At 68.9% G+C, this 22,606-nt stretch carries 24 protein-coding genes and 2 pseudogenes; 8 read left to right on the top strand and 18 right to left on the bottom strand.

What is annotated here, in order from left to right; all coding sequences use genetic code 11:
• Positions 1-200: 200 nt before the first annotated feature.
• Both nhaA and KY500_RS16165 read right to left on the bottom strand, forming a co-directional pair.
• Positions 201-1,607: a Na+/H+ antiporter NhaA gene (nhaA, locus tag KY500_RS16170; RefSeq protein WP_219901417.1), complete on the bottom strand. Its 1,407-nt coding sequence runs from the start codon at positions 1,605-1,607 to the stop codon at positions 201-203.
• Positions 1,608-1,770: 163 nt separating this feature from the next.
• On the bottom strand, positions 1,771-3,237 hold the full coding sequence (locus KY500_RS16165) for a SulP family inorganic anion transporter (protein ID WP_219903490.1): 1,467 nt from the start codon (positions 3,235-3,237) through the stop codon (positions 1,771-1,773).
• Positions 3,238-3,490: 253 nt separating this feature from the next.
• Here KY500_RS16165 and KY500_RS16160 point away from each other — a divergent pair, with 253 nt between their 5' ends.
• Positions 3,491-3,871 carry a MerR family transcriptional regulator gene (locus tag KY500_RS16160; protein WP_219901416.1) on the top strand — a complete coding sequence of 127 codons (381 nt, stop codon included), beginning with the start codon at positions 3,491-3,493 and terminating at the stop codon, positions 3,869-3,871.
• Positions 3,872-3,899: 28 nt separating this feature from the next.
• Here the strand turns inward: KY500_RS16160 and KY500_RS16155 are convergent, their stop codons facing one another.
• Both KY500_RS16155 and KY500_RS16150 read right to left on the bottom strand, forming a co-directional pair.
• Positions 3,900-4,265, bottom strand: coding sequence for an SdpI family protein (locus KY500_RS16155; protein ID WP_219901415.1), 366 nt, complete (start codon positions 4,263-4,265; stop codon positions 3,900-3,902).
• Between the two features lie 258 nt (positions 4,266-4,523).
• Positions 4,524-5,207 carry a metal-dependent transcriptional regulator gene (locus KY500_RS16150; protein ID WP_219901414.1) on the bottom strand — a complete coding sequence of 228 codons (684 nt, stop codon included), beginning with the start codon at positions 5,205-5,207 and terminating at the stop codon, positions 4,524-4,526.
• A gap of 171 nt (positions 5,208-5,378) precedes the next feature.
• Here KY500_RS16150 and KY500_RS16145 point away from each other — a divergent pair, with 171 nt between their 5' ends.
• Positions 5,379-5,666 carry a hypothetical protein gene (locus KY500_RS16145; protein ID WP_219901413.1) on the top strand — a complete coding sequence of 96 codons (288 nt, stop codon included), beginning with the start codon at positions 5,379-5,381 and terminating at the stop codon, positions 5,664-5,666.
• Positions 5,667-5,869: 203 nt separating this feature from the next.
• Here KY500_RS16145 and KY500_RS16140 read toward each other — a convergent pair whose 3' ends face one another.
• Positions 5,870-6,757, bottom strand: a complete 888-nt coding sequence (locus KY500_RS16140) for a D-hexose-6-phosphate mutarotase (protein WP_219901412.1) — start codon at positions 6,755-6,757, stop codon at positions 5,870-5,872.
• A gap of 307 nt (positions 6,758-7,064) precedes the next feature.
• On the opposite strand from KY500_RS16140, the gene pepE reads away from it, so the two are divergent.
• Positions 7,065-7,829, top strand: a complete 765-nt coding sequence (pepE, locus tag KY500_RS16135) for a dipeptidase PepE (protein WP_219901411.1) — start codon at positions 7,065-7,067, stop codon at positions 7,827-7,829.
• Between the two features lie 129 nt (positions 7,830-7,958).
• Here the strand turns inward: pepE and KY500_RS16130 are convergent, their stop codons facing one another.
• Positions 7,959-8,099, bottom strand: coding sequence for a hypothetical protein (locus KY500_RS16130; RefSeq protein ID WP_219901410.1), 141 nt, complete (start codon positions 8,097-8,099; stop codon positions 7,959-7,961).
• Positions 8,100-8,134: 35 nt separating this feature from the next.
• Here KY500_RS16130 and KY500_RS16125 point away from each other — a divergent pair, with 35 nt between their 5' ends.
• Entirely contained in the window at positions 8,135-8,326 is a 192-nt protein-coding gene (locus KY500_RS16125; protein WP_219901409.1) for a hypothetical protein, read from the top strand.
• Between the two features lie 99 nt (positions 8,327-8,425).
• Here the strand turns inward: KY500_RS16125 and KY500_RS19840 are convergent, their stop codons facing one another.
• The 8 genes and pseudogenes from KY500_RS19840 to KY500_RS19525 form a co-directional block, all read right to left on the bottom strand.
• A complete protein-coding gene (locus KY500_RS19840) occupies positions 8,426-8,623 on the bottom strand; it encodes a helix-turn-helix domain-containing protein (protein WP_370626827.1) in 198 nt (65 codons plus the stop codon).
• Positions 8,620-9,138, bottom strand: coding sequence for a response regulator transcription factor (locus KY500_RS16120; RefSeq protein ID WP_370626826.1), 519 nt, complete (start codon positions 9,136-9,138; stop codon positions 8,620-8,622). The genes KY500_RS19840 and KY500_RS16120 overlap by 4 nt, the downstream gene beginning before the upstream one ends.
• 163 nt (positions 9,139-9,301) lie before the next feature.
• Positions 9,302-11,812 (bottom strand): annotated as a pseudogene (locus tag KY500_RS16115) (ATP-binding protein); the annotation flags it as partial.
• 3 nt (positions 11,813-11,815) lie between these two features.
• Complete coding sequence (kdpC, locus tag KY500_RS16110) at positions 11,816-12,448, bottom strand: potassium-transporting ATPase subunit KdpC (protein ID WP_219901408.1); 633 nt, start codon at positions 12,446-12,448, stop codon at positions 11,816-11,818.
• Between the two features lie 75 nt (positions 12,449-12,523).
• Complete coding sequence (gene kdpB / locus KY500_RS16105; RefSeq protein ID WP_219901407.1) at positions 12,524-14,701, bottom strand: potassium-transporting ATPase subunit KdpB; 2,178 nt, start codon at positions 14,699-14,701, stop codon at positions 12,524-12,526.
• Positions 14,702-14,704: 3 nt separating this feature from the next.
• The gene (gene kdpA, locus KY500_RS16100; RefSeq protein WP_219901406.1) at positions 14,705-16,378 is read right to left on the bottom strand and encodes a potassium-transporting ATPase subunit KdpA; all 1,674 of its coding nucleotides are present in this window, start codon (positions 16,376-16,378) and stop codon (positions 14,705-14,707) included.
• A complete protein-coding gene (gene kdpF, locus KY500_RS16095; RefSeq protein WP_219901405.1) occupies positions 16,378-16,467 on the bottom strand; it encodes a K(+)-transporting ATPase subunit F in 90 nt (29 codons plus the stop codon). Before kdpF ends, kdpA begins: the two co-directional genes overlap by 1 nt.
• Positions 16,464-16,589: a hypothetical protein gene (locus KY500_RS19525; protein ID WP_255579453.1), complete on the bottom strand. Its 126-nt coding sequence runs from the start codon at positions 16,587-16,589 to the stop codon at positions 16,464-16,466. The genes kdpF and KY500_RS19525 overlap by 4 nt, the downstream gene beginning before the upstream one ends.
• Before the next feature lie 144 nt (positions 16,590-16,733).
• On the opposite strand from KY500_RS19525, the gene KY500_RS16090 reads away from it, so the two are divergent.
• Entirely contained in the window at positions 16,734-17,297 is a 564-nt protein-coding gene (locus tag KY500_RS16090) for a GNAT family N-acetyltransferase (RefSeq protein WP_219901404.1), read from the top strand.
• A 63-nt stretch (positions 17,298-17,360) separates the two neighbouring features.
• Here the strand turns inward: KY500_RS16090 and KY500_RS16085 are convergent, their stop codons facing one another.
• The 3 genes and pseudogenes from KY500_RS16085 to KY500_RS19835 form a co-directional block, all read right to left on the bottom strand.
• On the bottom strand, positions 17,361-17,870 hold the full coding sequence (locus tag KY500_RS16085) for a septum formation family protein (RefSeq protein ID WP_066598566.1): 510 nt from the start codon (positions 17,868-17,870) through the stop codon (positions 17,361-17,363).
• Positions 17,871-18,073: 203 nt separating this feature from the next.
• Positions 18,074-19,894: a glycogen debranching protein GlgX gene (gene glgX / locus KY500_RS16080; protein ID WP_370626825.1), complete on the bottom strand. Its 1,821-nt coding sequence runs from the start codon at positions 19,892-19,894 to the stop codon at positions 18,074-18,076.
• 77 nt (positions 19,895-19,971) lie between these two features.
• Positions 19,972-20,046 (bottom strand): annotated as a pseudogene (locus KY500_RS19835) (hypothetical protein); the annotation flags it as partial.
• A 266-nt stretch (positions 20,047-20,312) separates the two neighbouring features.
• Between KY500_RS19835 and KY500_RS16075 the strand changes: the two are divergent.
• The 3 genes from KY500_RS16075 (at position 20,313) to KY500_RS16065 (ending at position 22,123) form a co-directional block, all read left to right on the top strand.
• Complete coding sequence (locus KY500_RS16075; protein ID WP_219901403.1) at positions 20,313-20,813, top strand: Dps family protein; 501 nt, start codon at positions 20,313-20,315, stop codon at positions 20,811-20,813.
• A gap of 182 nt (positions 20,814-20,995) precedes the next feature.
• The gene (locus tag KY500_RS16070) at positions 20,996-21,451 is read left to right on the top strand and encodes an SRPBCC family protein (RefSeq protein WP_219901402.1); all 456 of its coding nucleotides are present in this window, start codon (positions 20,996-20,998) and stop codon (positions 21,449-21,451) included.
• A gap of 285 nt (positions 21,452-21,736) precedes the next feature.
• The gene (locus KY500_RS16065) at positions 21,737-22,123 is read left to right on the top strand and encodes a hypothetical protein (protein WP_219901401.1); all 387 of its coding nucleotides are present in this window, start codon (positions 21,737-21,739) and stop codon (positions 22,121-22,123) included.
• A 36-nt stretch (positions 22,124-22,159) separates the two neighbouring features.
• Here the strand turns inward: KY500_RS16065 and KY500_RS16060 are convergent, their stop codons facing one another.
• Positions 22,160-22,540, bottom strand: a complete 381-nt coding sequence (locus tag KY500_RS16060; protein WP_219901400.1) for a DUF5655 domain-containing protein — start codon at positions 22,538-22,540, stop codon at positions 22,160-22,162.
• Between the last annotated feature and the right edge of the window lie 66 nt (positions 22,541-22,606).

The raw sequence follows: 22,606 nt of genomic DNA, 5'->3' as shown, positions 1-22,606 counted from the left end.
CACTGTGACGGATGCCTGAGCGGGGGCGAGCGCCGCGGCGCGGGAAAAGTGTCGTGGCGCAGGAAAGGTGGCACTCTTTCCTGCGCCACGAGGTTCAACCTGCGCCACGAGGGGAATGCGCGGGGAGGTGCCGTGACAGGAGAGCGCGGGGAGGTGTTGCTGAGGCCGCTCAGGCCGGTCAGGCGCCGGGCAGGCGCCGGTCAGGCTCCGGGCGTCATCTCGGCCCCGCCCACGGGAGTCTGCCGGGTGTCCTGCTGCTGGTAGACGTCGGGGATGCCGTCACCGTCGGCATCCACCGCATCGGCCTGCTCGATGCGGCGGTAGAGCCGGTTGCGGGTGCGCAGGATCACCGAGGCGAGCAGCGCCGCCGTGAGCGATGCCACCAGGATGCCCACCTTGGCGTGGTCATTGGCCAGCGACCCGGCGCCGAAGCTGAGGTCGGCGATGAGTAGCGACACCGTGAAACCGATGCCGGCGAGGATCGCGACGCCGATCAGGTCGATCCAGCGCAGCGTCGGGTCCAGGCGTAGTGGGGTGAGCTTGGTCATCAGCCAGGTGGTGCCCACGATGCCGACGGGCTTGCCGAGCACCAGCCCCACGATGATGCCGATCGCGACGGGGTCGGTGATTGCGCCGATCAGGCCGTTCCAGCCGCCCACGGTGACGCCGGCGGAGAAGAACGCGAAGACCGGCACGGCGAAGCCGGCCGAGAGCGGGCGGAACCGGTGCTCGAAGTTCTCCGACAGGCCCGGCCCGGCTACCGGGGGCGCATCCGGGCGGTTGCGACCGTGCAGAACCGGCACGGCGAAGCCGAGTAGCACCCCCGCGACGGTAGCGTGGATGCCGCCGGCGTGCACAAGCGCCCACACCGCGAAGCCCAGGGGTAGCAGGATCAGCCAGGCGGCCCACGCCGACTCGGCGAAGAAGCGCCGGTACTTCTGCGCCAGGAACGTGTACAGCGCCAGGGGGATCAGCGCCAGTAGCAGCGGGCTGAACTGCACGTCGTCGGAGTAGAAGATCGCGATGATCGAGATGGCGAGCAGGTCGTCGACCACGGCCAGGGTGAGTAGGAAGATGCGCAGGGCGCTGGGCAGGTGCGAGCCCACGATGGCGAGCACCGCGACCGCGAACGCGATGTCGGTGGCGGTGGGGATGGCCCAGCCGCGCAGGGTCTCGGGGCTGACCAGGTTGACGCCCGCGTAGAACAGGGCGGGCACGGCCACGCCACCCATGGCGGCGGCCACCGGCACGATCGCCCGGGAGGGGTTGCGCAGGTCCCCGGCCACGAACTCCTTCTTGAGCTCCAGGCCCACCAGGAAGAAGAAGATCGCCAGCAGCCCGTCGGCCGCCCAGGCGCCCAGGCTCAGCTCCAGGTGCCACGGTTCGTAGCCGATGCGGAAGTCGCGCAGGGCGAAGTAGCTCTCCGATGCGGGTGAGTTGGCCCAGATCAGCGCCACAGCAGCGGCAAAGACCAGCAAGAACCCGCCGACGGTCTCACGACGGAGGATCTCGCCGATGCGGAGTTTCTCGCGGTAGCTGCCTCTGGAGGGAACGCTCTGCGCGGATGAGGTGTGTGGGGAGGGGGAAAGAGGGGTGTCGCCGGACATGGCACTCCTGAGGTTTGGGGTCGGTCGTACGAGTGCTGACCAGACTTCCCAGCTCACCTTGACGTAATTCTACCGGAGGCGCCTGACCGTGTCATGGGCGTGGCACGGTGGGTGCTGCCGCGACAGCAGCCCCGGCCTTCACCTCGCGCCGACCAGTGACCGCCTAGTGCCCGCCGCCGAGGGTGCCGGCCAGTCGGCCGTGCATGCGGGTGCTGGCCTCGTTCATGCCCTCGATGACGACGTGCTTGCCCAGCCGGTGGTACTTGGTGGCAATCGAGTCCAGCGCTGCGACGGTCGACGCATCCCACACGTGCGATCCCGTGAGGTCGATCACGATGCGCTCGGGGTCGTCGGCGTACTCGAACTGAGTGGTGAGGTCGTTGCTCGAAGCGAAGAACAACTCGCCGGTCACTGTGTAGAAAGCCGTGGGCGCGGGGGCGTCCAGATCGAGCGTGCGCTCCACAGTGGCGAAGTGGGCCACCCGGCGCGTGAAGACGATCATGGCGGCGAGCACCCCCACGATCACGCCGATGGCCAGGTTGTGGGTGGCCACGACCACGGCGACCGTGGCGACCATGACAATGGTCTCGCCCACCGGCATCCGTTTGAGGGTGGCGGGGCGGATGCTGTGCCAGTCGAACGTGGCGACCGACACCATGATCATGACCGCGACCAGTGCCGCCATGGGGATGATCGAGACGAGGTCACCCAGGCCCACGACGAGCACCAGCAGGAAGACGCCGGCGAGGAAGGTGGAGATGCGGGTGCGGGCGCCGGAGGCCTTCACGTTGATCATCGTCTGGCCGATCATGGCGCAGCCGCCCATGCCGCCGAAGAAGCCCGAGAGCATGTTGGCCGCGCCCTGAGCCCAGGCCTCGCGGGTCTTGCGGGAGTGGGTGTCGGTGATCTCATCGACCAGTTTGGCCGTCATGAGCGATTCGAGCAGGCCCACCAGGGCCATCGCCAGGGCGTACGGGGCGATGATCTGCAAGGTCTCCCAGGTGAGCGGAACCTGCGGGAAGAACAGTTCGGGCAGGCTCCGCGGCAGTTCGCCCTGGTCGCCCACGGTGGGCACATTCAGCGCGGTGACGATGGTCACCGCGGTGAGCAGCACGATGGCCACCAGGGGCGCGGGAACGATTTTGGTGAGCCGAGGCATCAGAACCATGACGATGACGCCGGCGGCCACGAGCGGGTAGACCAGCCACGGCACCCCGATGAGGTGTGGCAGCTGGGCGGTGAAGATCAAGATGGCCAGCGCGTTCACGAAGCCCACCATCACGCTTCGGGGGATGAAGCGCATCATCTTGGCGACGCCGAGGATGGCGAGAATCACCTGGAAAACACCACCGAGGATGACGGTGGCGATGAAGTAGTCCAGGCCGTAATCGCGGGCGACGGGTGCGATGACCAGGGCGATGGCGCCCGTGGCTGCGGTGATCATCGCCGGTCGCCCGCCCAGGAACGCGATGGAGACGGCCATCACGAACGAGGAGAACAGTCCGACCCGCGGGTCGACGCCGGCGATGATCGAGAAGGAGATGGCCTCGGGGATGAGCGCCAGCGCCACGACGAGGCCGGCCAGCACCTCCCGGGTGAGCAGTTTCGGGGTGCGGAGAGCGGTGAGCATGGACGGGTCCGCGGCGTAGCGACCGGCGTGGGCGGTCTTGTCGGCAGTGGCCAATGAAGGCTCCTCGAGGGAAGGGACCGCGCGCTGGGCGATCCGGTGGGAAAAGAAGGGGGGACCCGGCGCCGCGGCGCTCGCCATCGTGCGACCCGCTCTACAGCGGGGAGAATGGTGGGTAGGAGTTGTGTCGGCGGGTTACCCGACCGACCCGATTAACTCTACCCTAACGTAAGGGTTAAGACGAGAGTGGTGTGACATGACGGATGCGGACACGATGCATATCGGCGAGCTCGCCGAGAAGACCGGCCTGTCGCTGCGCACCCTGCGGCACTACGACGAAGTGGGGCTGGTCTCCGCATCGGGACGCACCGAAGGCGGCTTCAGGCTCTACACCCAAGCCGATCATGACCGTCTGATCCTCATCCGGCGCATGAAACCCCTCGGGTTCAGCCTCGAAGAGATGGCGGACCTGCTGAGCATCATCGACGCGCTGGCAGCGAAGCCCGACACCGAGGCGGCAGCCGACCTGCACCGGAGGCTGGATGTCTTCGTCGCGGAGGCGGCCGAACGCCGGGAGAAACTGCGCAGTCAGCTTGCCATGGCCGACGAGTTCCTGGAGCTGCTGCGGGCGCAGTGATGTGAGTCGGTCCGGCCGCGTGTCGCTGTCAGGAGGGCGAGTCGTCCAGTTCGAGCACCAGGGCGCGGGTGGCGGCCGGGGTCGCAACGACGGCCCCGATCACGATGAGAACCACCGAGGCGACGGCTGCCGACAGCACGATCGCTCCGGTGGCGGGCTCGCCCAGGCGAAACGCCACAGCGACGGCTCCAGCCAGGAACAGCACGAGTCCGGCCAGGTCCATGGGGATCCGGGCGGCCCGGTGTCCGGCGGTCCAGGCCGCCTCGGAGGCCATCAGCGCGCTGGTACGGATGCCCGCCAGCGAGTTGATTCCCAGGCGCCCGCTGGCCGCTCGCTCGCTGACCACCACGACCAGGATTCCGGCGACCATCAGGACTAGTGCGGAGATGAGCATGCCTGGAGACTATCGGGCTACGGGGTGAGCCGCTCGGCCCGGTAGCGCTCGAACAGGTCGAGGAAGGCCTGCTCCGTGTTGCGGTAGCCCGTGAAACCCGCGGCGCGGCTGCGGCCCATGTCGGCGAAGACCTCCATGGTGCGGCCGAGGTCGGCGTCGGTGTGCCACCAGGACGCCAGCCGGGAGAGGTCCGCTTCGACGAGGTTGTGCTTTGCCGCGATGGCGGTCCAGACCGGCTGGCCCGGCTGCCCCGCGGGATCAGGCCGTGGTGACCCAGATCGCGTTGGCGGCCACCGTGGCCAGTTCGACCATGGCGGGTTCGACCGCGGTGGCGGCATCCGTTGTCGCACTGTCGTCGACCAGGCTGATCGCCATCGACCCGGCGTAGTCGCGGCGGGCGTGCACGCGCAGGGTGCTGCCCACGGTGATGCCCAGCGAGTGCAGGTAGCGCAGCAGCGCGGGGTCGTGGTCGGAGACCCGCAGCACGGTGCCGGTCTCGTGCTCGGCAAGCTCGTGCAGACGGCGACCGTCGGGACGGGCGACCGTGCCGTCTTTGCGGGGGATGGGGTCGCCGTGCGGGTCCTGCAGCGGGTTGCCGAGCTCGTCGTCCCAGATCTCCAGCAGCCGGTCGGACACCGCGTGCTCGAGCACCTCGGCCTCCTCGTGCGCCTCGTCCCAGCCGTAACCGCACTGTTCCACGAGGTAGGTCTCGATGATGCGGTGTCGGCGCACCATCTGCACGGCGATGCTGCGCCCGGCGTCGCTGAGCAGGATGCGGTCATACGGCTCGTGCAGGATGTAGCCGTCACGCGCGAGCTTGTTGAGGTTGCCCGACACCGAGGATGCGGCCACGCCGAGCGTGGCGGCGATCTCGTTGGTGGTGATGCCCTCGTCGGACCACTCGTGCGATTTCCAGATGACCTTGAGGTAGTCCTCCGTCATGGTGGTGGGGGTGGAGGCGGCGATCCTCCGATTTTAGGTGCCCGTGCGCGCGCTGCACGGCCCGCCTACCGTGACCGCTGAATGTGCCACCGGGTGGAGCGGAGGAACCATGCGCAGGTCGAGGACGGGCGGGCCGAGGACCGGCAGGTCGGAGTCGCGACGCTCGCGGTCGTGGCAGTGCTCACGGCCCTCGTGCTCACTGGATGCGCCCCCGGACCCAACGACGTGGGGGCGATCACACCGCCCGAGGCGCAGGCCGGGTTCTGGCTCGGGCTGTGGCAGGGCTTCATCAGCCCGATCACGTTCCTCGTGTCGTTGTTCAACCCGGACGTGAACATCTACGAGGTGCACAACGACGGCAACTGGTACAACTTCGGCTTCATGATCGGGGTGGCGATCGCCTTCGGCGGTCCGGCCAGCGCCGGCGGCTACGCCACGCCTGGGCGGCGCAAGGGCTGACCCGCATGGCCTCGCTTGGGCCCGCTTGGGCCCGCTTGGGTTGAGCGCCGGGCCGTGCTTACGGTCGCGAGGAGGTGCGCGGGTGCCGCGCCGTTTCGCTGCTGGCGCGCCACGCGCGTAGCGGCGCCTGACCCGCGCGTCGCATCCGGGCCCGGGCCCGCTGCGGAGCTCAGCCCACCGCGCAGATCACGCCACTGCGCAGGTCAGGCCACCGAGTAGCTCGCGCTGATCTCGTGGCTTTCCCCGGGCGCCAGGGTGATCGTGTTGTCCCGGATGTTGCAGGTCTCCACGCACACCATGCCGGTGTACTCGGTGTCGCCGAAGTCCGCCATGGCGGCGGCCTTGTCGATCCAGGGGTTCCAGACGACGGTGCTGGCGGAGCCCTGCTTGGCGACGGTGATGACCCGGCCCGTGGACGCATCCGTCACTGTGGTGGTGGCCGGGGTGTTCAGGTAGATGCGGTCGGTCTCGGCGTCGAAGCGCACCGGCGTGCTCTCCGCGGGGCGCGGGCCGGATAGCCGGTCGGTGAACGGAGCGCCCTCGAGACCGGCGACCTCGGTCTGGCAGATATCGGCGACGGCAAGGTAGGTGTGCAGGGCCTCCTCGAAGCTCACCGTTTCGGTGTCGCGGTTCGTCACCTCGAGCGCGAGGGTGAGCCGGGCTCCCACGGTGACCGTGTAGCGCGCCTCGAACCGGTGCGGCCAGGCCGAGGCCCGGCTGGCGTCGGTGTCGGTGAGTACGAAGACGAGAGCGACGTCGTCGCCGGCCTCGTGTGCCTCGACCAGCTGCCAGTCGGCCAGGCGGGCGAATCCGTGTGACGGGGCCGTGGCATCCGTGGGGTGGGCGGCGAACCAGGGGAAGCAGATCGGCACGCCGCCGCGCAGCGGGACGCCGGTCGCGTACTCGCTCTGCTCGCTCATCCAGATCACGGGGGTGCCCCCGGCGGGTGTCCAGGCGCTCACGTGCGCGCCGCGCAGGTACACCTCGGCGGTGCCGGTGGGGGCGAAGACCCGAGCGATGGCCAGGCCGCCCTGCCCCTGGCCGAGTTCGACGGAGGACGGAAGCTCGAGCGTGCTGGGAACGGCGGACATGGTGCCTCCAGGATCGATGGACGTACTCCCATCCTAGGAAGCCTGTGCCAGGGCGGCCACGCTGGGGCGTCGGGCCTGTCCATCGCGCCCAAGTCCTGACTCCAGGCCCAACGCCCCTTCCGCCCGTCCCGTTCGTGTCACAAAATGGGCGGACTGTTCCCCAATCGGACATATGCACCCGGCGCGCCGGGTGCATTAGTCCGCAGGGGCCACACTTACCGTGCCCCCACCGCCTAACCGCCCCACCAGAACCACCCGCCCCACGCGCACCAGCGCCCAGCCCCTCCAGCAGACCCGAAGGATCGCCATGCACCTGCTCCTGTTGTCCAACTCCACCAACCACGGCCGGGGTTACCTCGAACACGCCCTCCCCGAGGTGCTCGCGTTCCTCGACGGGGTGACCGAACTCACCTTCGTGCCTTTCGCGGGCGGTGACCACGACGCGTACACGGCCTCGGTGCGCGACGCCTTCGCGCCGCACGGCATCGCCGTGCGCGGCCTGCACGAGGCTGTCGACCCGGTGGCCGCGGTGGCCTCCGCGCAGGCGCTCTTCGTCGGCGGCGGCAACACCTTCCGGCTGCTGGCCACCCTGCAGCGTCGCGGCCTGGTGCCGGTCATCCGCGCCCGGGTGCAGAGCGGCCTGCCCTACCTGGGCGCCAGCGCCGGCACGAACATCACGGCGCCCAGCATCCGCACGACCAACGACATGCCCATCGTGCAGCCGGAGTCGTTCGAGGCGCTGGGGCTGGTGCCGTTCCAGATCAACCCGCACTACCTCGACGCCGACCCGGCCTGTGTGCACAAAGGCGAATCCCGGGCCACTCGCATCACCGAGTTCCTCGATGAGAACGACGTGCTTGTGGTGGGGTTGCGCGAAGGCGCGCACCTCAGCATTACGTCCACCGACGCCTGCGCCCTGGCCGTGATCGGCGGGGCGCCGGCCAATCCGCTCTCCGATCGGCCGGCCATCCTGTTCGAGCGCGGACAGTTGCCGCGCGAAATCGACGGCGATGTCAGCGCCCTGCTCGCGCACCCCGCACGCTATGACGCGCCTCGGGTGGCCGTGGCCTAGCTCCGCCGCCCCCCGCTGGCCCGACGGGCCGTTCGCCCCGCCCCGTATGGCTGGATGCGCCCGCTATAGGTGGCGCATCCAGCCACAGGGGGCGCAGTGACGGTCGATCCGGGCATCCGAGTGACGGAATCAGGCCATGGCGTCGTCGTAGGCGGCGATCACTTTGTCGAGAAAGGCGCTCGCCGCCGCGCGCTCGTCGTCGGCCATCGACGCGACCACCGCTTCGAGCCCGTTGATCAGGGGCAGCACGTGGCCGTACGCGAGTCGCACCGAGTCATCCGTGGCGGCCACGATCAGGCGGCGCAGTGAGCGTGGCCGTTCTCGGGTCGGTCTTCTTCGCCGGCCTGGATGCGGGCGACCCCGGCCAGGGCTTCCGCACCGCGCTGCTCGTGCAGGGTGGCCTCATCGTGGTGTTCCTGCTGCTCAGCCCGCTCTTTCCCGTGCGGGCCCGGCCCGAAGAGCCGGCACTCGCCGAGGAACCCGCCCTGGCCGAGTAGCGGCTCGGGCGGGCGGGTTGCGCGGGCGCGGCGCCGCTTCGCGAGTGGCGCGCCGGGCGCGCACCGGCGTGTGACCCGCGCAACGCGCATCCGGTCGGGTCAGGCGGGCGCGGCGGGCGCGGCGGGCGGGTCGGGTGCGAAACGGTAGCCCATGCCGGCCTCGGTGAGCAGGTAGCGCGGGTGCGAGGGGTCTGCCTCGAGCTTCTTGCGCAACTGGGCGAGGTAGAGCCGCAGGTAGCCCGTGTCGGTCATCCGCACCTGTCCCCACACCTCCGCGTAGAGGGCCTGCCGGCTCACCAGCTTTCCCGGCTGCGCAGCAAAAGCTCCAGGATCTGCCATTCGGTGGGGGTCAGCCGCACGGGCTGCGGCCCGGCCGGCCCGGCGCGCACCACGGTCTTGGCCGGCAGGTCAACCGTGAGGTCGCCGAACGTGATGACGGGTTCGTCCCCAGGCCCGGACAACCGGCGGGTGAGCGCCCGGATGCGTGCCAGCAGCTCGTCGATCGAGAACGGCTTGGTGACGTAGTCGTCGGCGCCGCGGTCCAGTGCCTCCACCTTGTCGGAGGCTCCGCTTCGCCCGCTCACCACCAGGATCGGCACGCTGTTCCAGGCGCGCAGGGAGTCGATGACGGTGAGCCCGTCGAGGTTGGGCATGCCGAGGTCGAGCATGACCAGGTCCGGGTGGTACTCCACCACCGCGGCCAGGGCGCTGACGCCGTCGTGCGCGGTGATGATCTCGTAGCCGCGAGCGCCCAGGGTGATGCGCAGGGCGCGCAGAATCTGCGGGTCGTCGTCGGCGATCAGGATTCTCATACGGTGTCCTCATCGGTGCCCGGGTTGGCGGCCCGGCGTGTGCTGGGGGTGGCGGGGCCCTCTGCGGCGGTGTCCTCGAGGGCGGTGTCTTCGAGGGCGGGACGTGGGCCGCGGGGTCTTGGACAGCGAAATCCTCGACGGCGGAGCCCGCACCATCGGCGCCGTCCGTGACCGCGTCCAGCGACACGACCATGGTGAGCCCGCCGCCCGGGGTGTCCTCGGCCTCGAGCGTGCCGCCCATCCCCTCTACGAAGCCCTTCGACAGGGCCAACCCGAGGCCGAGCCCGGTGGTGTTGTCGGTGTCGCCCAACCGTTGGAACGGCACGAAGACGTCCTCGCGGCGGTCGGGCGGAATGCCCGGGCCGCGGTCCATGATGCGCAGCTGCACGGTTCCGGCGAACAGACTGGCCGATACCCGCACCCGCTCGGCGTGCGGCGAGAAGCGGATGGCGTTGCTGAGCAGGTTCACCACGGCGCGTTGCAGCAGCCCGGGGTCGGCAAGCACCGGGGACAACTCACCCGGCAGGTCGAGCTCGACGGCGGCCGGCCCCAGGCCGAGTTCGTCCAGGGCGGGCAGCACCACGTCGGCCAGGTCCACGGGGCCGAGCGCCACCGCGAGGGCACCGGCCTGCAGGCGGCTCACATCGAGCAGGTTCGTCACCAGGTCGGAGAGGGTGTCGAGGCTCTCGCCGGCGGTGGCGAGAAGTTCGGTGCGGTCGGCCGGAGAGAGGGTGATGTCGGGGGAGCGCAGGCCGCTGATCGCGGTGGTCGCGGCGGCCAGCGGGCGGCGCAGGTCGTGGCCGACGGCGGCGAGCAGCGCGCTGCGCATGCGGTCGGCCTCGGCGAGCGGGCCAATTTCGCTGGCGGTCTGCTCCAGGGCGCTGTGCTCAAGGGCCGCGTCGATCTGGCTCACGATCACGGTGAGCAGCCGGCGCTCGGATGCGGCCAGAACCGGTCCGTACAGCTCCAGGGTGGCGCGGCTGCCGATCGAGATGGTCGTGCCGGGGTTGGGCGCGCCCGCTTCACCCGCGCCCGCTTGTCCGGCGCCCGCTTCGCCCGCATCCGCCTCGACCAGCACGGCGCCCGCAGAGACGAGTCGCACCCGGCTCAGCCCGAACGCCTCGCGGGTGCGGGCGACGAGGGCCTGCAGGGCGTCCTCGCCGCGCAGCACGCTGCCGGCGGTGGTGGCCAGCAGTTCGGACTCGGCCGCAGCGCGGCGGGCCGAGCGGCTGCGCCGGGCCGCCTGGTCCACGACATAGCTCACCAGCACCGCATTCACCAGGTAGAGCGTGAGCGCGAAGAGGTGCAGCGGCTCGGCCACGGTGATCGTGTAGAGCGGCTGCACCAGGAAATAGTCCAGGGTGAGTCCGGACAAGAGGGCCGCGAACACCGCCGGCCAGAGGCCGCCGACGAGCGCGACCACCACCACGAGAAGCTGGTAGCTGAGCACATCGCTGGTGATGGACTCCTCGCTTCGGAAGGTGACGAGAAGCCAAGTGAGCAGTGGGCCGCCGGCCAGGGCGAGTGCGAAGCCGGCGAGCCGGCGGCGTACCGTGAGCGCTCCGCCCAGCCGGGGCAACGCGAGGCCGCCGCCAGCCGCGGAGTGCGTGACGATATGCACGTCGATGTCGCCGGACTCGCGCGTGATGGTGTTGCCGATCCCCGGCCCGGACAGCGCGGCGGTGAACCGGTTGCGCCGGCTGACGCCGATCACGAGTTGGGTGGCGTTGGCGGCGCGGGCGAAGTCCACGAGCGCCCGCGGGATGTCGTCGCCGACGACCTGGTGGTAGCTGCCGCCGAGTTCCTCCACGAGCGCCCGCTGCGCGGCCAGGGCGCCCGGATGCGGCGTGGCCAGGCCGTCCTGGCTGATCACGTGCGCCGCGATGAGCTCGCCTCCGGCCGACCGGGCCGCGATGCGGGCGCCCCGGCGAATCAAGGTGTCGCCCTCCGGGCCGCCGGTGAGCGCCACGACCACGCGTTCCCTGGCCTCCCATTTGTCCTGGATGCCGTGCTCGGCCCGGTAGGTCTGCAGCGCCGTGTCGACCTCGTCGGCCAGCCAGAGCAGCGCCAGCTCGCGCAGCGCCGTGAGGTTGCCCAGGCGAAAGTAGTTCGACAGCGCCGCGTCGATGCGCGCCGCCGGGTAGACGTTGCCCTCGGCGAGCCGATCCCTCAGCGCCTGCGGGGCCAGGTCCACGACCTCCACCTGGTCGGCGCCGCGCAGCACGGCATCCGGCAGTGTCTCCCGCTGGGGCACCCCGGTGATCTGCCGCACCACGTCGGCCAGCGAGTCGATGTGCTGGATGTTGACGGTGGAGATGACGTCGATGCCCGCCGCGAGCAGCGCCTCCACGTCCTGGTAGCGCTTGGTGTGCGTCGACCCGGGGGCGTTGCTGTGCGCGAGTTCGTCTACCAGCGCGATCTGGGGGCGGCGGTCCAGCACGGCCGCGAGGTCGAGTTCGCTCAGCTCGATGCCGCGGTGTTGTACCCGCATCCGTGGCACCAGCTCGAGACCCTCCGACATGAGCGCGGTGGCGGCGCGGCCGTGGGTCTCCACCACCGCGACGACCACGTCCTTGCCCTCGTCCCGCAGCCGGCGGCCCTCCTCGAGCATGCTGTAGGTCTTGCCGACGCCGGGGGCGGCGCCGAGCAGCACACGCAATCGACCGCGTTTCATGGGTTACCTCACCGTGGAGTCGAGCCTGGCCAGCTCGAGGTTCAAGTTGAGCACATTCACGGTCGGTTCGCCGAGATAACCGAGGTCGCGTCCCTGAACGAGCGAGTCGACGAGTGCGCTCACCTCGGCCTCGGGCAGGTCGCGGGCTGCCGCGACCCTGGCCACCTGCAGGCGGGCGTACTCCGGGCTGATCTGCGGGTCGAGGCCCGAGGCGGATGCGGTGACCCCGTCGGCGGGGATCTCCGACCGGCTGACGCCGTCGAGCTTCTCGATCGCGGCCTGCCGGTCGCCGATGGCCTGGATCAGGTCGGGGTTCTCCGGCCCCCAGTTGCTGCCGCTGGACGCCGCGGCGTCATAGCCGTCGCCGGCCGCGGAGGGACGGGACTGGAACCACTCGGGCAGGGCGTTCCCGTCGGCATCCGTGAAAGACTGCCCGATCAGGCTCGAGCCCACGACCGTGCCGTCGGCGCTCTGCACGAGGGACCCGTTGGCCTGCGCGGGCAGGGCCACCTGGCCCACCACCGTGATGACCAGCGGGTAGGCGATGCCGAGCACGACCGTGAAGACCAGCATGGCCTTGAGGGCCACCCAGTAGGGCCGGGTGAGGGGGCCGGTGCGGGGGCGGGAGGCGTTCATGGGAGCAGGGTCCGTTCTGTGTGGCGTTCGAGGGGTGTGCGCACGGGGAGAGGAAGCGGGAAGGAGGTCATGGCCCTAGAACCCGGGGATCAGCGACACGACGAGGTCGATGAGCTTGATGCCCAGGAACGGGGCGATCACCCCGCCGAGACCGTAGATGAGCAGGTTGCGGCCCAGGATGCTCGACGCGCTCGCCGGGCGATAGCGCACCCCGCGCAGGGCCAGCGGGATCAGCGCCACGATGATGATGGCGTTGAAGATGATCGCCGAGAGGATCGCCGACGCCGGTGAGTTCAGCTGCATGATGTTGAGCACCGCGAGCCCGGGGAACACCCCGGCGAACATGGCCGGGATGATGGCGAAGTACTTGGCCACGTCGTTGGCGATCGAGAACGTGGTGAGCGCCCCGCGGGTGATCAGCAGTTGCTTGCCGATCCGCACGATGTCGATGAGCTTGGTGGGGTCGGAGTCGAGGTCGACCATGTTGCCGGCCTCCTTGGCGGCGGAGGTGCCGGTGTTCATCGCCACCCCCACGTCGGCCTGCGCCAGCGCCGGGGCATCGTTGGTGCCGTCGCCGGTCATCGCCACGAGGTTGCCGCCCTCCTGTTCCCGGCGGATCAGCGCGAGCTTGTCCTCCGGGGTGGCCTCGGCGAGGAAGTCGTCGACACCGGCCTCGGCCGCGATGGTGGTGGCGGTGAGGGCGTTGTCGCCGGTGACCATGATCGTGCGGATGCCCATCGAGCGGAGCTCGGCGAAGCGCTCCTTGATGCCCTCCTTGACGATGTCCTTGAGGTAGACCACGCCGAGCACGGTGCGCTCACCGAGGTCGGCGGCATCCGTGCCGGCCGCAACGGACGTGCCGGTCGCCACGACCAGCGGCGTGCCGCCCAGCCGGGAGATGCGTTCCACCTCGGCGGTGAGCTCGGTCAGCACGGTGTCGGCCACGGGCCCCGTCTCGCCGACCCAGGCCAGCACGGCCGAGCCGGCTCCCTTGCGGATCTGGCCGCCTGCGGCCAGCTCGATGCCGCTCATGCGGGTCTGCGCGGTGAACGGCACGATGTCGCCGGCCAGGCTGTCGGGCCGGTGGAAGCCCCGCTCCGCGGCCAGGTCCACGATGGACTTGCCTTCCGGGGTGGGGTCGCTCAGCGACGAGAGCGCCGCGGCGCGCACCAGCTCGGCCTCGGTCACGCCGGCCAGCGGGGCGAATTCGCGGGCCTGCCGGTTGCCGTAAGTGATGGTGCCGGTCTTGTCGAGCAGCAGGATGGTGACGTCACCGGCCGCCTCGACCGCGCGTCCCGACATGGCCAGCACGTTCCGCTGCACGAGCCGGTCCATGCCGGCGATACCGATGGCCGAGAGCAGCGCACCGATCGTGGTGGGGATCAGGCAGACCAGCAGGGCCACGAGCACGGGCAGGCTCACCGTCGCCGCGGAGTAGCTGGCGATCGGGTTGAGGGTGAGCACCACGACGAGGAAGACGATCGACAGGCTGGCCAGCAGGATGTTCAGCGCCAACTCGTTGGGGGTCTTCTGCCGGGCGGCTCCCTCGACGAGGGCGATCATGCGGTCGACGAAGGTTTCGCCGGGTTTGCTCGTGATGCGCACCACGATGCGGTCGGAGAGCACCCGGGTGCCGCCGGTGACGGCACTGCGGTCGCCGCCGGACTCCCGCAAGACGGGGGCGGATTCGCCCGTGATCGCGGATTCGTCGATCGAGGCGATGCCCCAGACGATGTCCCCGTCGCCGGGGACCAGTTCACCGGCGACGACGATGACCGTGTCGCCCAGGGTGAGGTCGGCCGAGGAGATCGTGCGCACCGACGCGCCTTCCGCGCCGGGGTTGGTCTCGGCCTGGTAGTCGAGCACCTGGGTGGCGCTGGTGCTCGTGCGGGTCTGGCGCAGGCTGTCGGCCTGGGCCTTGCCGCGCCCCTCGGCCACGGACTCGGCCAGGTTGGCGAAGATGACGGTGAGCCAGAGCCACACCGCGATGCCCACGGTGAACGAGCCGGGCACGGCGGAGCCGCCGGACTCGCCCGGGCCGCCGAGGAACGGCTCGGCCACGGCGAGCAGGGTGGTGAGCACCGCCCCGATCTCGACGATGAACATCACAGGGTTGCGCCACATCAGGCGTGGGTCGAGCTTCTGCGCGGCGCCGGGCAGCGCGGCCAGCAGTTGCGCGGCGCTGATCGTCTTCGCCGGTTGCGGGCGGTGGCCGCCGGTGGGGGCGGTGGGAGTGTCAACGAGAGTGGTCATGGCTTACTGCAGCCCTTCCGCCAGGGGACCCAGCGCGAGTACGGGGAAATAGGTGAGGGCGGTGATGATGAGCGTCACGCCGATGAGCAGGCCCACGAACTGGGGCCGGTTGGTGGGCAGGGTGCCCACGGTGGCCGGCACCCGGTCCTGTGCGGCGAAGGAGCCGGCCAGGGCCAGCACGAACACCATCGGCAGGAATCGGCCGAGCAGCATCACCACACCGAGCGCCGTGTTGAGCCAGGGCGTGTTGGCGGTGAGCCCGGCGAACGCCGAGCCGTTGTTGTTGGCCGCGGAGGTGAAGGCGTACAACACCTCGGAGAAGCCGTGCAGGCCGGGATTCCAGATCGACGTGGTCTCCACATCCGCTCGGATCGCCGGAATGGCGAAGGACAGCGCGGTGCCGAGCAGCACCAGGGTCGGTGTGATCAGGATGTACAGGCTGGCGAGCTTGATCTCGCGCGGGCCGATCTTCTTGCCCAGGTACTCCGGGGTGCGGCCCACCAGCAGGCCGGCCACGAAGACCGCGATCACGGCCAGGATCAGCATGCCGTAGAGGCCGGAGCCGACGCCGCCGGGGGCGACCTCGCCGAGCATCATGTTGAGCATCGGCATCATGCCGCCCAGCGCCGTGTAGGAGTCGTGCATGGAGTTGACCGCTCCGGTGGAGGTGAGGGTGGAGGTCGTGGCGAACAGGGTCGACCCCCAGATGCCGAACCGGGTCTCCTTGCCCTCCATGGCGCCGCCGGCCAGGCCCGGCGCGGTGCCGGCCCCGCCCAGTTCGAAAAGAGTGAGCGCCGTGAGTGAGACCACGAAGATCGTGACCATGGTGGCCAGGATCGCGTAGCCCTGACGTTTGTCGCCCACCAGGGTGCCGAAGGTGCGCGGCAGGCTGAACGGGATCGCCAGCATCAGCACGATCTGGAACAGGCTGGTCCAGGCGGTCGGGTTCTCGAATGGATGCGACGAGTTGGCGTTGAAGAAACCGCCACCGTTGGTGCCGAGCTCCTTGATCGCCTCCTGGGAGGCCACCGGACCGCCCGGGATCGACTGGGTGGCACCGGTGAGGGTGCTCACATCGGTGAATCCGGTGACGTTCTGGATCACCCCGCCGGCCAGCAGCACGATCGCGCCGATGACCGCCAGCGGCAGGAGCAGGCGCAGCACCCCACGGGTGAGGTCCACCCAGAAGTTGCCGATGGTGCCGGAGCGGCGCAGCATCAGGCCGCGCACGAGGGCGATGGCCACGGCCAGGCCCACGGCGGCCGAGACGAAGTTCTGCACCGCGAGCCCGGTGAGCTGCACCGTGTAGCCCAGGGTCACATCGGGGGAGTACGACTGCCAGTTGGTGTTGGTGACGAACGACGCCGCGGTGTTGAACGAGAGCCCCTCAGGCACCGCGGGGAACCCCAGCGAATACGGCAGGACGGCCTGGGCGCGCTGGATCGCGTAGACGACCAGCACCCCCACGAGCGAGAACGCGAGAACGCCGCGCAGGTAGGCAGACCAGGTCTGCTCGCCGCGGGGATCCACCCCGATCAGCCGATAGAAACCGCGCTCGACGGCGAGGTGCTTGCGTGAGGAGTAGATGGTGGCCATGTAGTCACCGAGCGGACGGTAGATGACCGCGAGCACGGCCACGAGAGTGAGGGCCTGCAGGATGCCCAGCCAGACCGGCACTAGAACCGCTCCGGCTTCACGAGGGCGAAGACCAGGTAGCCGATGGCGGCTACGGCGAGCACCGCGGCGACGACGTTGAAGACGATCACAGTTTGGCCACCCCCCAGGCCACCAGGCCGATGAGCGCGAACACGGCGATGACGCCGAGCACGTAGACGATGTCGAGCATGCGTTCACTCCATTCATGGGCCGTCGTTCTGGCGGCCGGCACGTGTGCTCCGCACGAGCACGAACTGAGTAAACACCCGCCGTGAACCGGTCACCGGAATCCTCACGAACCCCTAACGCCTCCCATCCGACGCGGTTCGCGGGAGCGGGTTTGCGCTTGCGCGGTCGGGTCCGGTTGAGTGATCGCATGACGGATGCCGACTACCGCTTTTCTTCAGACACCGCCGAGATGGACCGCGCCCTCGTGCACGCCTGGCTGAGCACCGAGGCGTACTGGGCGCTGGGTCGCACGCGAGCCGTGCAGGATGCCGCGATGGACGCATCCGTGAACTTCGGCATGTTCGACGCGCTCACGGGCCGCCAGGTCGCCTACGCGCGCCTGGTCACCGACTCGGTCACCTTCGCCTGGCTCTGCGATGTGTTCGTGGACCCGGCCGAACGCGGCAACGGCGTAGGCGTGGTGCTTATCGAGAATGTCGCCGCGGTGCTCGACGGGCTGAACCTCCGGCGCGTGGCGCTGGCCACCTCCACCGCCCACGGGCTCTACGCCAAGTTCGGTTTCGACACCGTGGCCGCACCCGATCACTGGATGGAGCGCCGCTGCGCCAGCCGGTTCAGAGCAGCGAAAAGCCCCGGTGCCGCTCACGCTTTGGGGGAAAGGGAGCGGGCGCCGGGGCCGATGTTTGGAGTGGGGGAACTCCGAGTACTACGGTACGCCCTCAGACCTGCGAAGAGGGTGTTCAGACTCTAAGAATCCTCTATGTGTTTGTGATCCGACACATTGTGTCCTGCGCCGTGGTGTGGCGGGCGAGGCTCAGAGAGCCACCCCGGCCAGTGAACCGGTGGTCTTGTCGGGGCCCATCACGATGCAGAGGATCTCGTGGTCGCCGTTCTCCCAGCTGCCCTCGGTGGGGGAAAGGTAGTTGAAGTCCAGGGTGGACGCCTCGTAGTCCGAGCCCACGAAGGTCTCGAACTCGGTCATACAACGCTCCTCCGCCACGGTCGTGATGGCGTCCTCACCGGGGTAAGCCTCGTCGTCGCTCACGTCGAAGGCGAAGTAGGCCTCGTAGTCGTGGGCGTCGGTGCAGGGAATCGCCTGGACGCTGTCGATCTGCTCGGCATCCTGGTCGTTGAAGCAGTCGCCGACGGCCAGGGTGAAGACGTCGGCCTTACCGGCCTCGCTGATCTCCTGGGTCTCGGCGTCGCGGGCGGCTTCCTTGGGGAACAGGTCGGTGATCGCGCTGCAGCCCGACAGGGTGAGGGCGCCCACCGAGAAGACGGCGGCGGCGATGATGACCCTCAAACGGGACGTGGTGCGGGACATGGAAGTGCCTTTCGAATGGATGCGGGCGCTATCGACGGCACGCGGGTCCAGGCGTGCCGAGACGGTGCTGAGAACTGCACGCCGGCGCTCGAACCCCAAAAATTGGCGCTGGCGGCGTTTCTATATTGGCCGAATTCGAAACAAAAGCGCAAGCGCCTGAGGGCGCCTGAGCGGCGGCCGGCCTCAGGCCGGCCGCCGCCGGCTCAGCGGCGCGACCGCAGCAGCGTGAACGAGCCGTCCCGCACGATGAGGGTGCTCACGGGTGCCGTCACCTGCTGGCCGGGGTCGCTTGACGCCGCTAGTTCCCACTCGGTGTTCGGCGCGGCGGGGATGCTGAATTCCACCCCGTTCGCGGCCGCGTTCAGCAGCAGGGCGAACGCGTCCTCCCCGGCATGTTCCAGCACGAAGGTGATGGCGTGGGCGTCGTCGTCGGTCCAGTCCTCGTCGGTGAACTCCTCGGCATCCGCCCGTAGCACCCGCACGGTGTCTGTCGACTGGGCACTGGGTGCCTGCCGGAACCAGTCGGGGCGGAGCGCTGGGTTCTCGCGGCGCAGCTCGAGCAGCGTGCGGGTGAAGTCCAGCAGATCGTCATCGGTGTTGGCCCAGTCGAACCAGGAGATCTCGTCGTCCTGGCAGTAGGCGTTGTTGTTGCCGCCCTGGCTGCGGCCGAGTTCGTCGCCGCCGAGGATCATCGGCACACCCGCGGACAGCAGCAGGGTGGCCATGAGGTTGCGGCGCATCCGGTCGCGGCGCTCGTTCACCTCGGCGTCGTCGGTGGGACCCTCGATGCCGTTGTTGGTGGACTGGTTGTCGCTCTCGCCGTCGTTGTTGTCTTCGCCGTTGGCCTCGTTGTGCTTCTCGTCGTACATGGTGAGGTCGGCCAGGGTGAAGCCGTCGTGCGCGGTCACGAAGTTGACGCTGGACAGCGGCGAGCGGCGGTCGGCCTCGTAGACGTCGGGGCTGCCGAGCACTCGCTGCGACAGGGTGCTGAGCAGGGAGGCGTTACCGTGCCAGAAGCCGCGCACGTCGTCGCGGAACTTGCCGTTCCACTCCGACCAGTCGGCCGGGAAGCCGCCGACCTGGTACCCGGCGGTGTCCCAGGGCTCAGCGATCATCTTGACCGGCGCGAGCACCGGGTCTTGCTGGATGAGGGTGAGGAAGGCGCTGTGCAGGTCGGCGTCGCCGCCTTGCCGGGTGAGGGTGGTGGCCAGGTCGAAGCGGAAACCGTCGACGTGCATCTCGGTGACCCAGTAGCGCAGTGAATCCATGATCAGGCCGAGCGCGGCCGGGTGGCTCACGTTCACGCTGTTGCCGGTGCCGGTGGTGTCGAAGTAGTTGCCCCGGTCACCCTCGACCAGGCGGTAGTAGGCCTCGTTGTCGATGCCCTTGAACGAGAGGGTGGGGCCCATGTGGTTGCCCTCGGCGGTGTGGTTGTAGACCACGTCGAGGATCACCTCGAGGCCGGCGGCGTGCAGCGCCTTGACCATCTCCTTGAATTCGTTCACCTGGGCGCCGGTGTCACCGGCCGCGGCGTAGTCGCCGTGCGGGGCGAAGAACCCGATGGTGTTGTAGCCCCAGTAGTTGCGCAGGCCCTTTTCTTCGAGGTGGCTGTCCTGCACGAACTGCTGCACCGGGATGAGCTCCACGGCGGTCACGCCGAGGTCGGTGAAGTGCTTGATGGCGGCCGGGCTGGCCAGCCCGGCGTAGGTGCCGCGGATGTCCTCGGGCACGTCGGGGTGGGTCTTGGTGAAGCCCTTGACGTGTACCTCGTAGATGACCGAGTCGGCCAGCGGGGTCGCCGGGGCGGTGTCGTCGGCCCAGTCGAATGCCGGGTCGGTGATCACACACAGCGGGGTGCGGCCGGCGGAGTCGCTCTCGTCCAGCTGCTCAGGATTTTGCTGGTCGTGGCCGAAAACTTCTTGGCCCCAGGTGTACTCACCTGAGACGGCGGTGGCGTGCGGGTCGAGCAGCAGTTTGTTCGGGTTGTGCCGCAGGCCGTTGGCGGGATCCCAGGGTCCGTGCACCCGCAGGCCGTACCGGGTGCCCACCCGGCGCCGGGCACGATGCCGTGGAAAACGTGGCCGGTGCGCTGGTCCAGCGTCGTGCGCGTCTCGGTGCCGTTCTCGTCGAAAACGCAGAACTCGATGCTGTCGGCCGTCTCGGAGTACACCGCCATGTCGACGCCTCCATCGACGAGGGTGGCACCCAACGGGTAGGGCAGGGAACGGGGCGCGGCGGTGGTCATGATGCTCTTTCGGTCTGAAATTATTCGCACGAAGGTGCGAGAGAGTGGAAACGATATCCGGCGGGTCGGCGGCGAAACTGAGAAAAACCTGAGTCCCTTCCCTGTCGGGGGACGCTGCTAATGTGCTGTCTGAAACAGGCGGGACGTCGGCTGAACCCTCGGCCGTCACCGTTCCCGCTGGTGACGAAGGGAATCCCATGAAGGCATCCGCAGAGCTCGGCAGCAACCTCCAGTCCGTGCTCGTCGACTTGATCGAGCTTCACATTCAGGGCAAGCAGGCCCACTGGAGCGTCGTAGGGCATAACTTCCGTGACCTGCACCTGCAGCTCGACGAGATCATCGACGACGCCCGCCTCTTCACCGATGAGCTGGCCGAGCGGATGCGTGCGCTCGACGCCCTGCCCGACGGACGCACCGAGACGGTCACCAAGACCACCCACCTCGCCAAGTTCCCCGCCGGCGAGGTCGACACCACCGAAACCGTGACCTTGGTCACGGCGATGCTGACCGCAACGGTGGACAACATCCGCGAGATTCACGAGTCCGTCGACGAGGCGGACCCGGCCAGCGCCGACATCCTGAACGGCTTCATTCTGAAGCTCGAACAGTACATCTGGATGGTCAGTGCGGAAGACCGGAAGCCCCGGAAGCCCACCGCGAAGGACTCCACGAGGCCGACCGGCAAGGCCACGGCGTAAGCGATTGGGCGATTTCGCACCAATTCGGCCGGTCAGCATGACGAATCGCCTCGTGCGACCGTCACAACTACGAACGCAGCAACTGTGATTCCAATAGCTGCGCACCCAATGGCTGAGACCGTGACATCGCGGAATCTCCCTTGCGGCGAATATCCGCCGCTCGAAGAGGACAGAGGAAGACGATGACCCAAGTAATCGAAACCATCGACGTCGACGTTCCCGTACGCACCGCGTACAACCAGTGGACCCAGTTCGAGTCGTTCCCGCACTTCCTGGACTTCGTGCAGTCGATCAAGCAGGTCGACGACACGCACACGCACTGGGTGGTGAAGATCGCCGGAGCCGAACGAGAGTTCGACGCCGTGATCACCGAGCAGCACCCCGATGAGCGGGTGGCCTGGAACAGCACCTCCGGCGAGGAGAACCACGCCGGCGTGGTCACCTTCCACAAGCTCAGCGACACGACCTCCAGGGTCACCGTGCAGCTGGACTGGGAGGCGGAGGGCTTTCTCGAGAAGGTCGGCGCCGTCTTCGGCGTGGACGACCACGTGATCAAGAAGGACCTCAAGAACTTCAAGGAGTTCGTTGAGAACCCGGCCAACCAGAACGACGGCTGGCGCGGCGAGGTGCAGATCTAGTCGCACGCGCATATCGGAAAGGGGCCGCACACTGTGCGGCCCCTTTTCCTGTGCCGCACCTCGTTAAGGGGAGAAAGTGACTTTACAGGGACGGAATTAGCCAAAACGTCCTCTTTTTCGACCGATCTCCTGACAAACGGCGGCTGCCGCCCGGGTCCAGACTGTGCTCACGCGCGTCACCGGCGAGGACGCATCCTGCGCTGAGACGGCCGTCAGCTGCGAGCCGGGCACTCGTGCGTGCTAGATTTCGGCCACGACCACGGGTGGCGACGAGCGGGGGCTCTCATGCAACGCAGGACCAAGATCGGACCGGCCTGGGTGGCGGGGCTGCTGATCGCCGGAGTGGCCGTGGCGCTCTCGGGATGTGCCGCAGGCGCTGCCAATCCCCATATCGGTGCCGTGCTGGACACTCCCCGGGAGGCGGAGGACGCGTGGCCCGCAGGCGCCGCAGACATCGAGATCGACGCTGGCTCGAGCCGGCTCGTCGGAACTGTTGATCAGGTCGACTACTTCGTGGCCTCGTGCACCGGCAACGAGAGCGGCCTGGCGATCTCCGGCATCGGGATCGGCAGTGCCCGCATCTCCGCCGACACGGTGACCTACCCCGCCTCAGACGGTTGGGTGCAGCTCACCGAATTCCTCCTGGTGAATCCCGGCGCCACCACGTTGTAGCGTCGGCACCGCACGGCGTGGTGAATGCGACGCGGATCAGCCGGCCGAGGCCCAGGCCTCCCGCAGGCAGCCCAGCACGCCCGGTTCGAGGTCCGACATCCGGCGCAGCTCGAGGTGGTGCATGAAGTGGTTGAGGGTAGGTTCCACCACTTCCTTCCAGCGCGGTGATGTGTCGAACCGGTCCAGGTCGATGGTGAGCACGAGCGGGGCGACCGCGCCGGAAAGGTACTGACCGGGCAACCAGGTCCAGGCGAACGACCGGTTGCGGCGGAACGCCACTTGACTCTTGGTGACGCGCATCTCGGTCGGCCCGATCCGGAGGATGGCCGAGCGCACGGCGTCGAAAAGCGGGCGGGCCAGCGGATCGCGCCCCGCGAAGAACTGCTCGAGCGGGATGGGTTTGCTGACGGTGGTCATGTGCAGCAGGGTAGCCCGGTCGACCCGATGCCGGGCGGGAGTGCGCCGACGGGAGTAGTTTGGCCG

It is taken from the genome of Cryobacterium sp. PAMC25264 (genome assembly GCF_019443325.1).
GTDB lineage: Bacteria > Actinomycetota > Actinomycetes > Actinomycetales > Microbacteriaceae > Cryobacterium.
The sequence above is the reverse complement of the archived record's forward strand: the minus strand, read 5'-3'. Positions and strand labels throughout refer to the sequence as shown.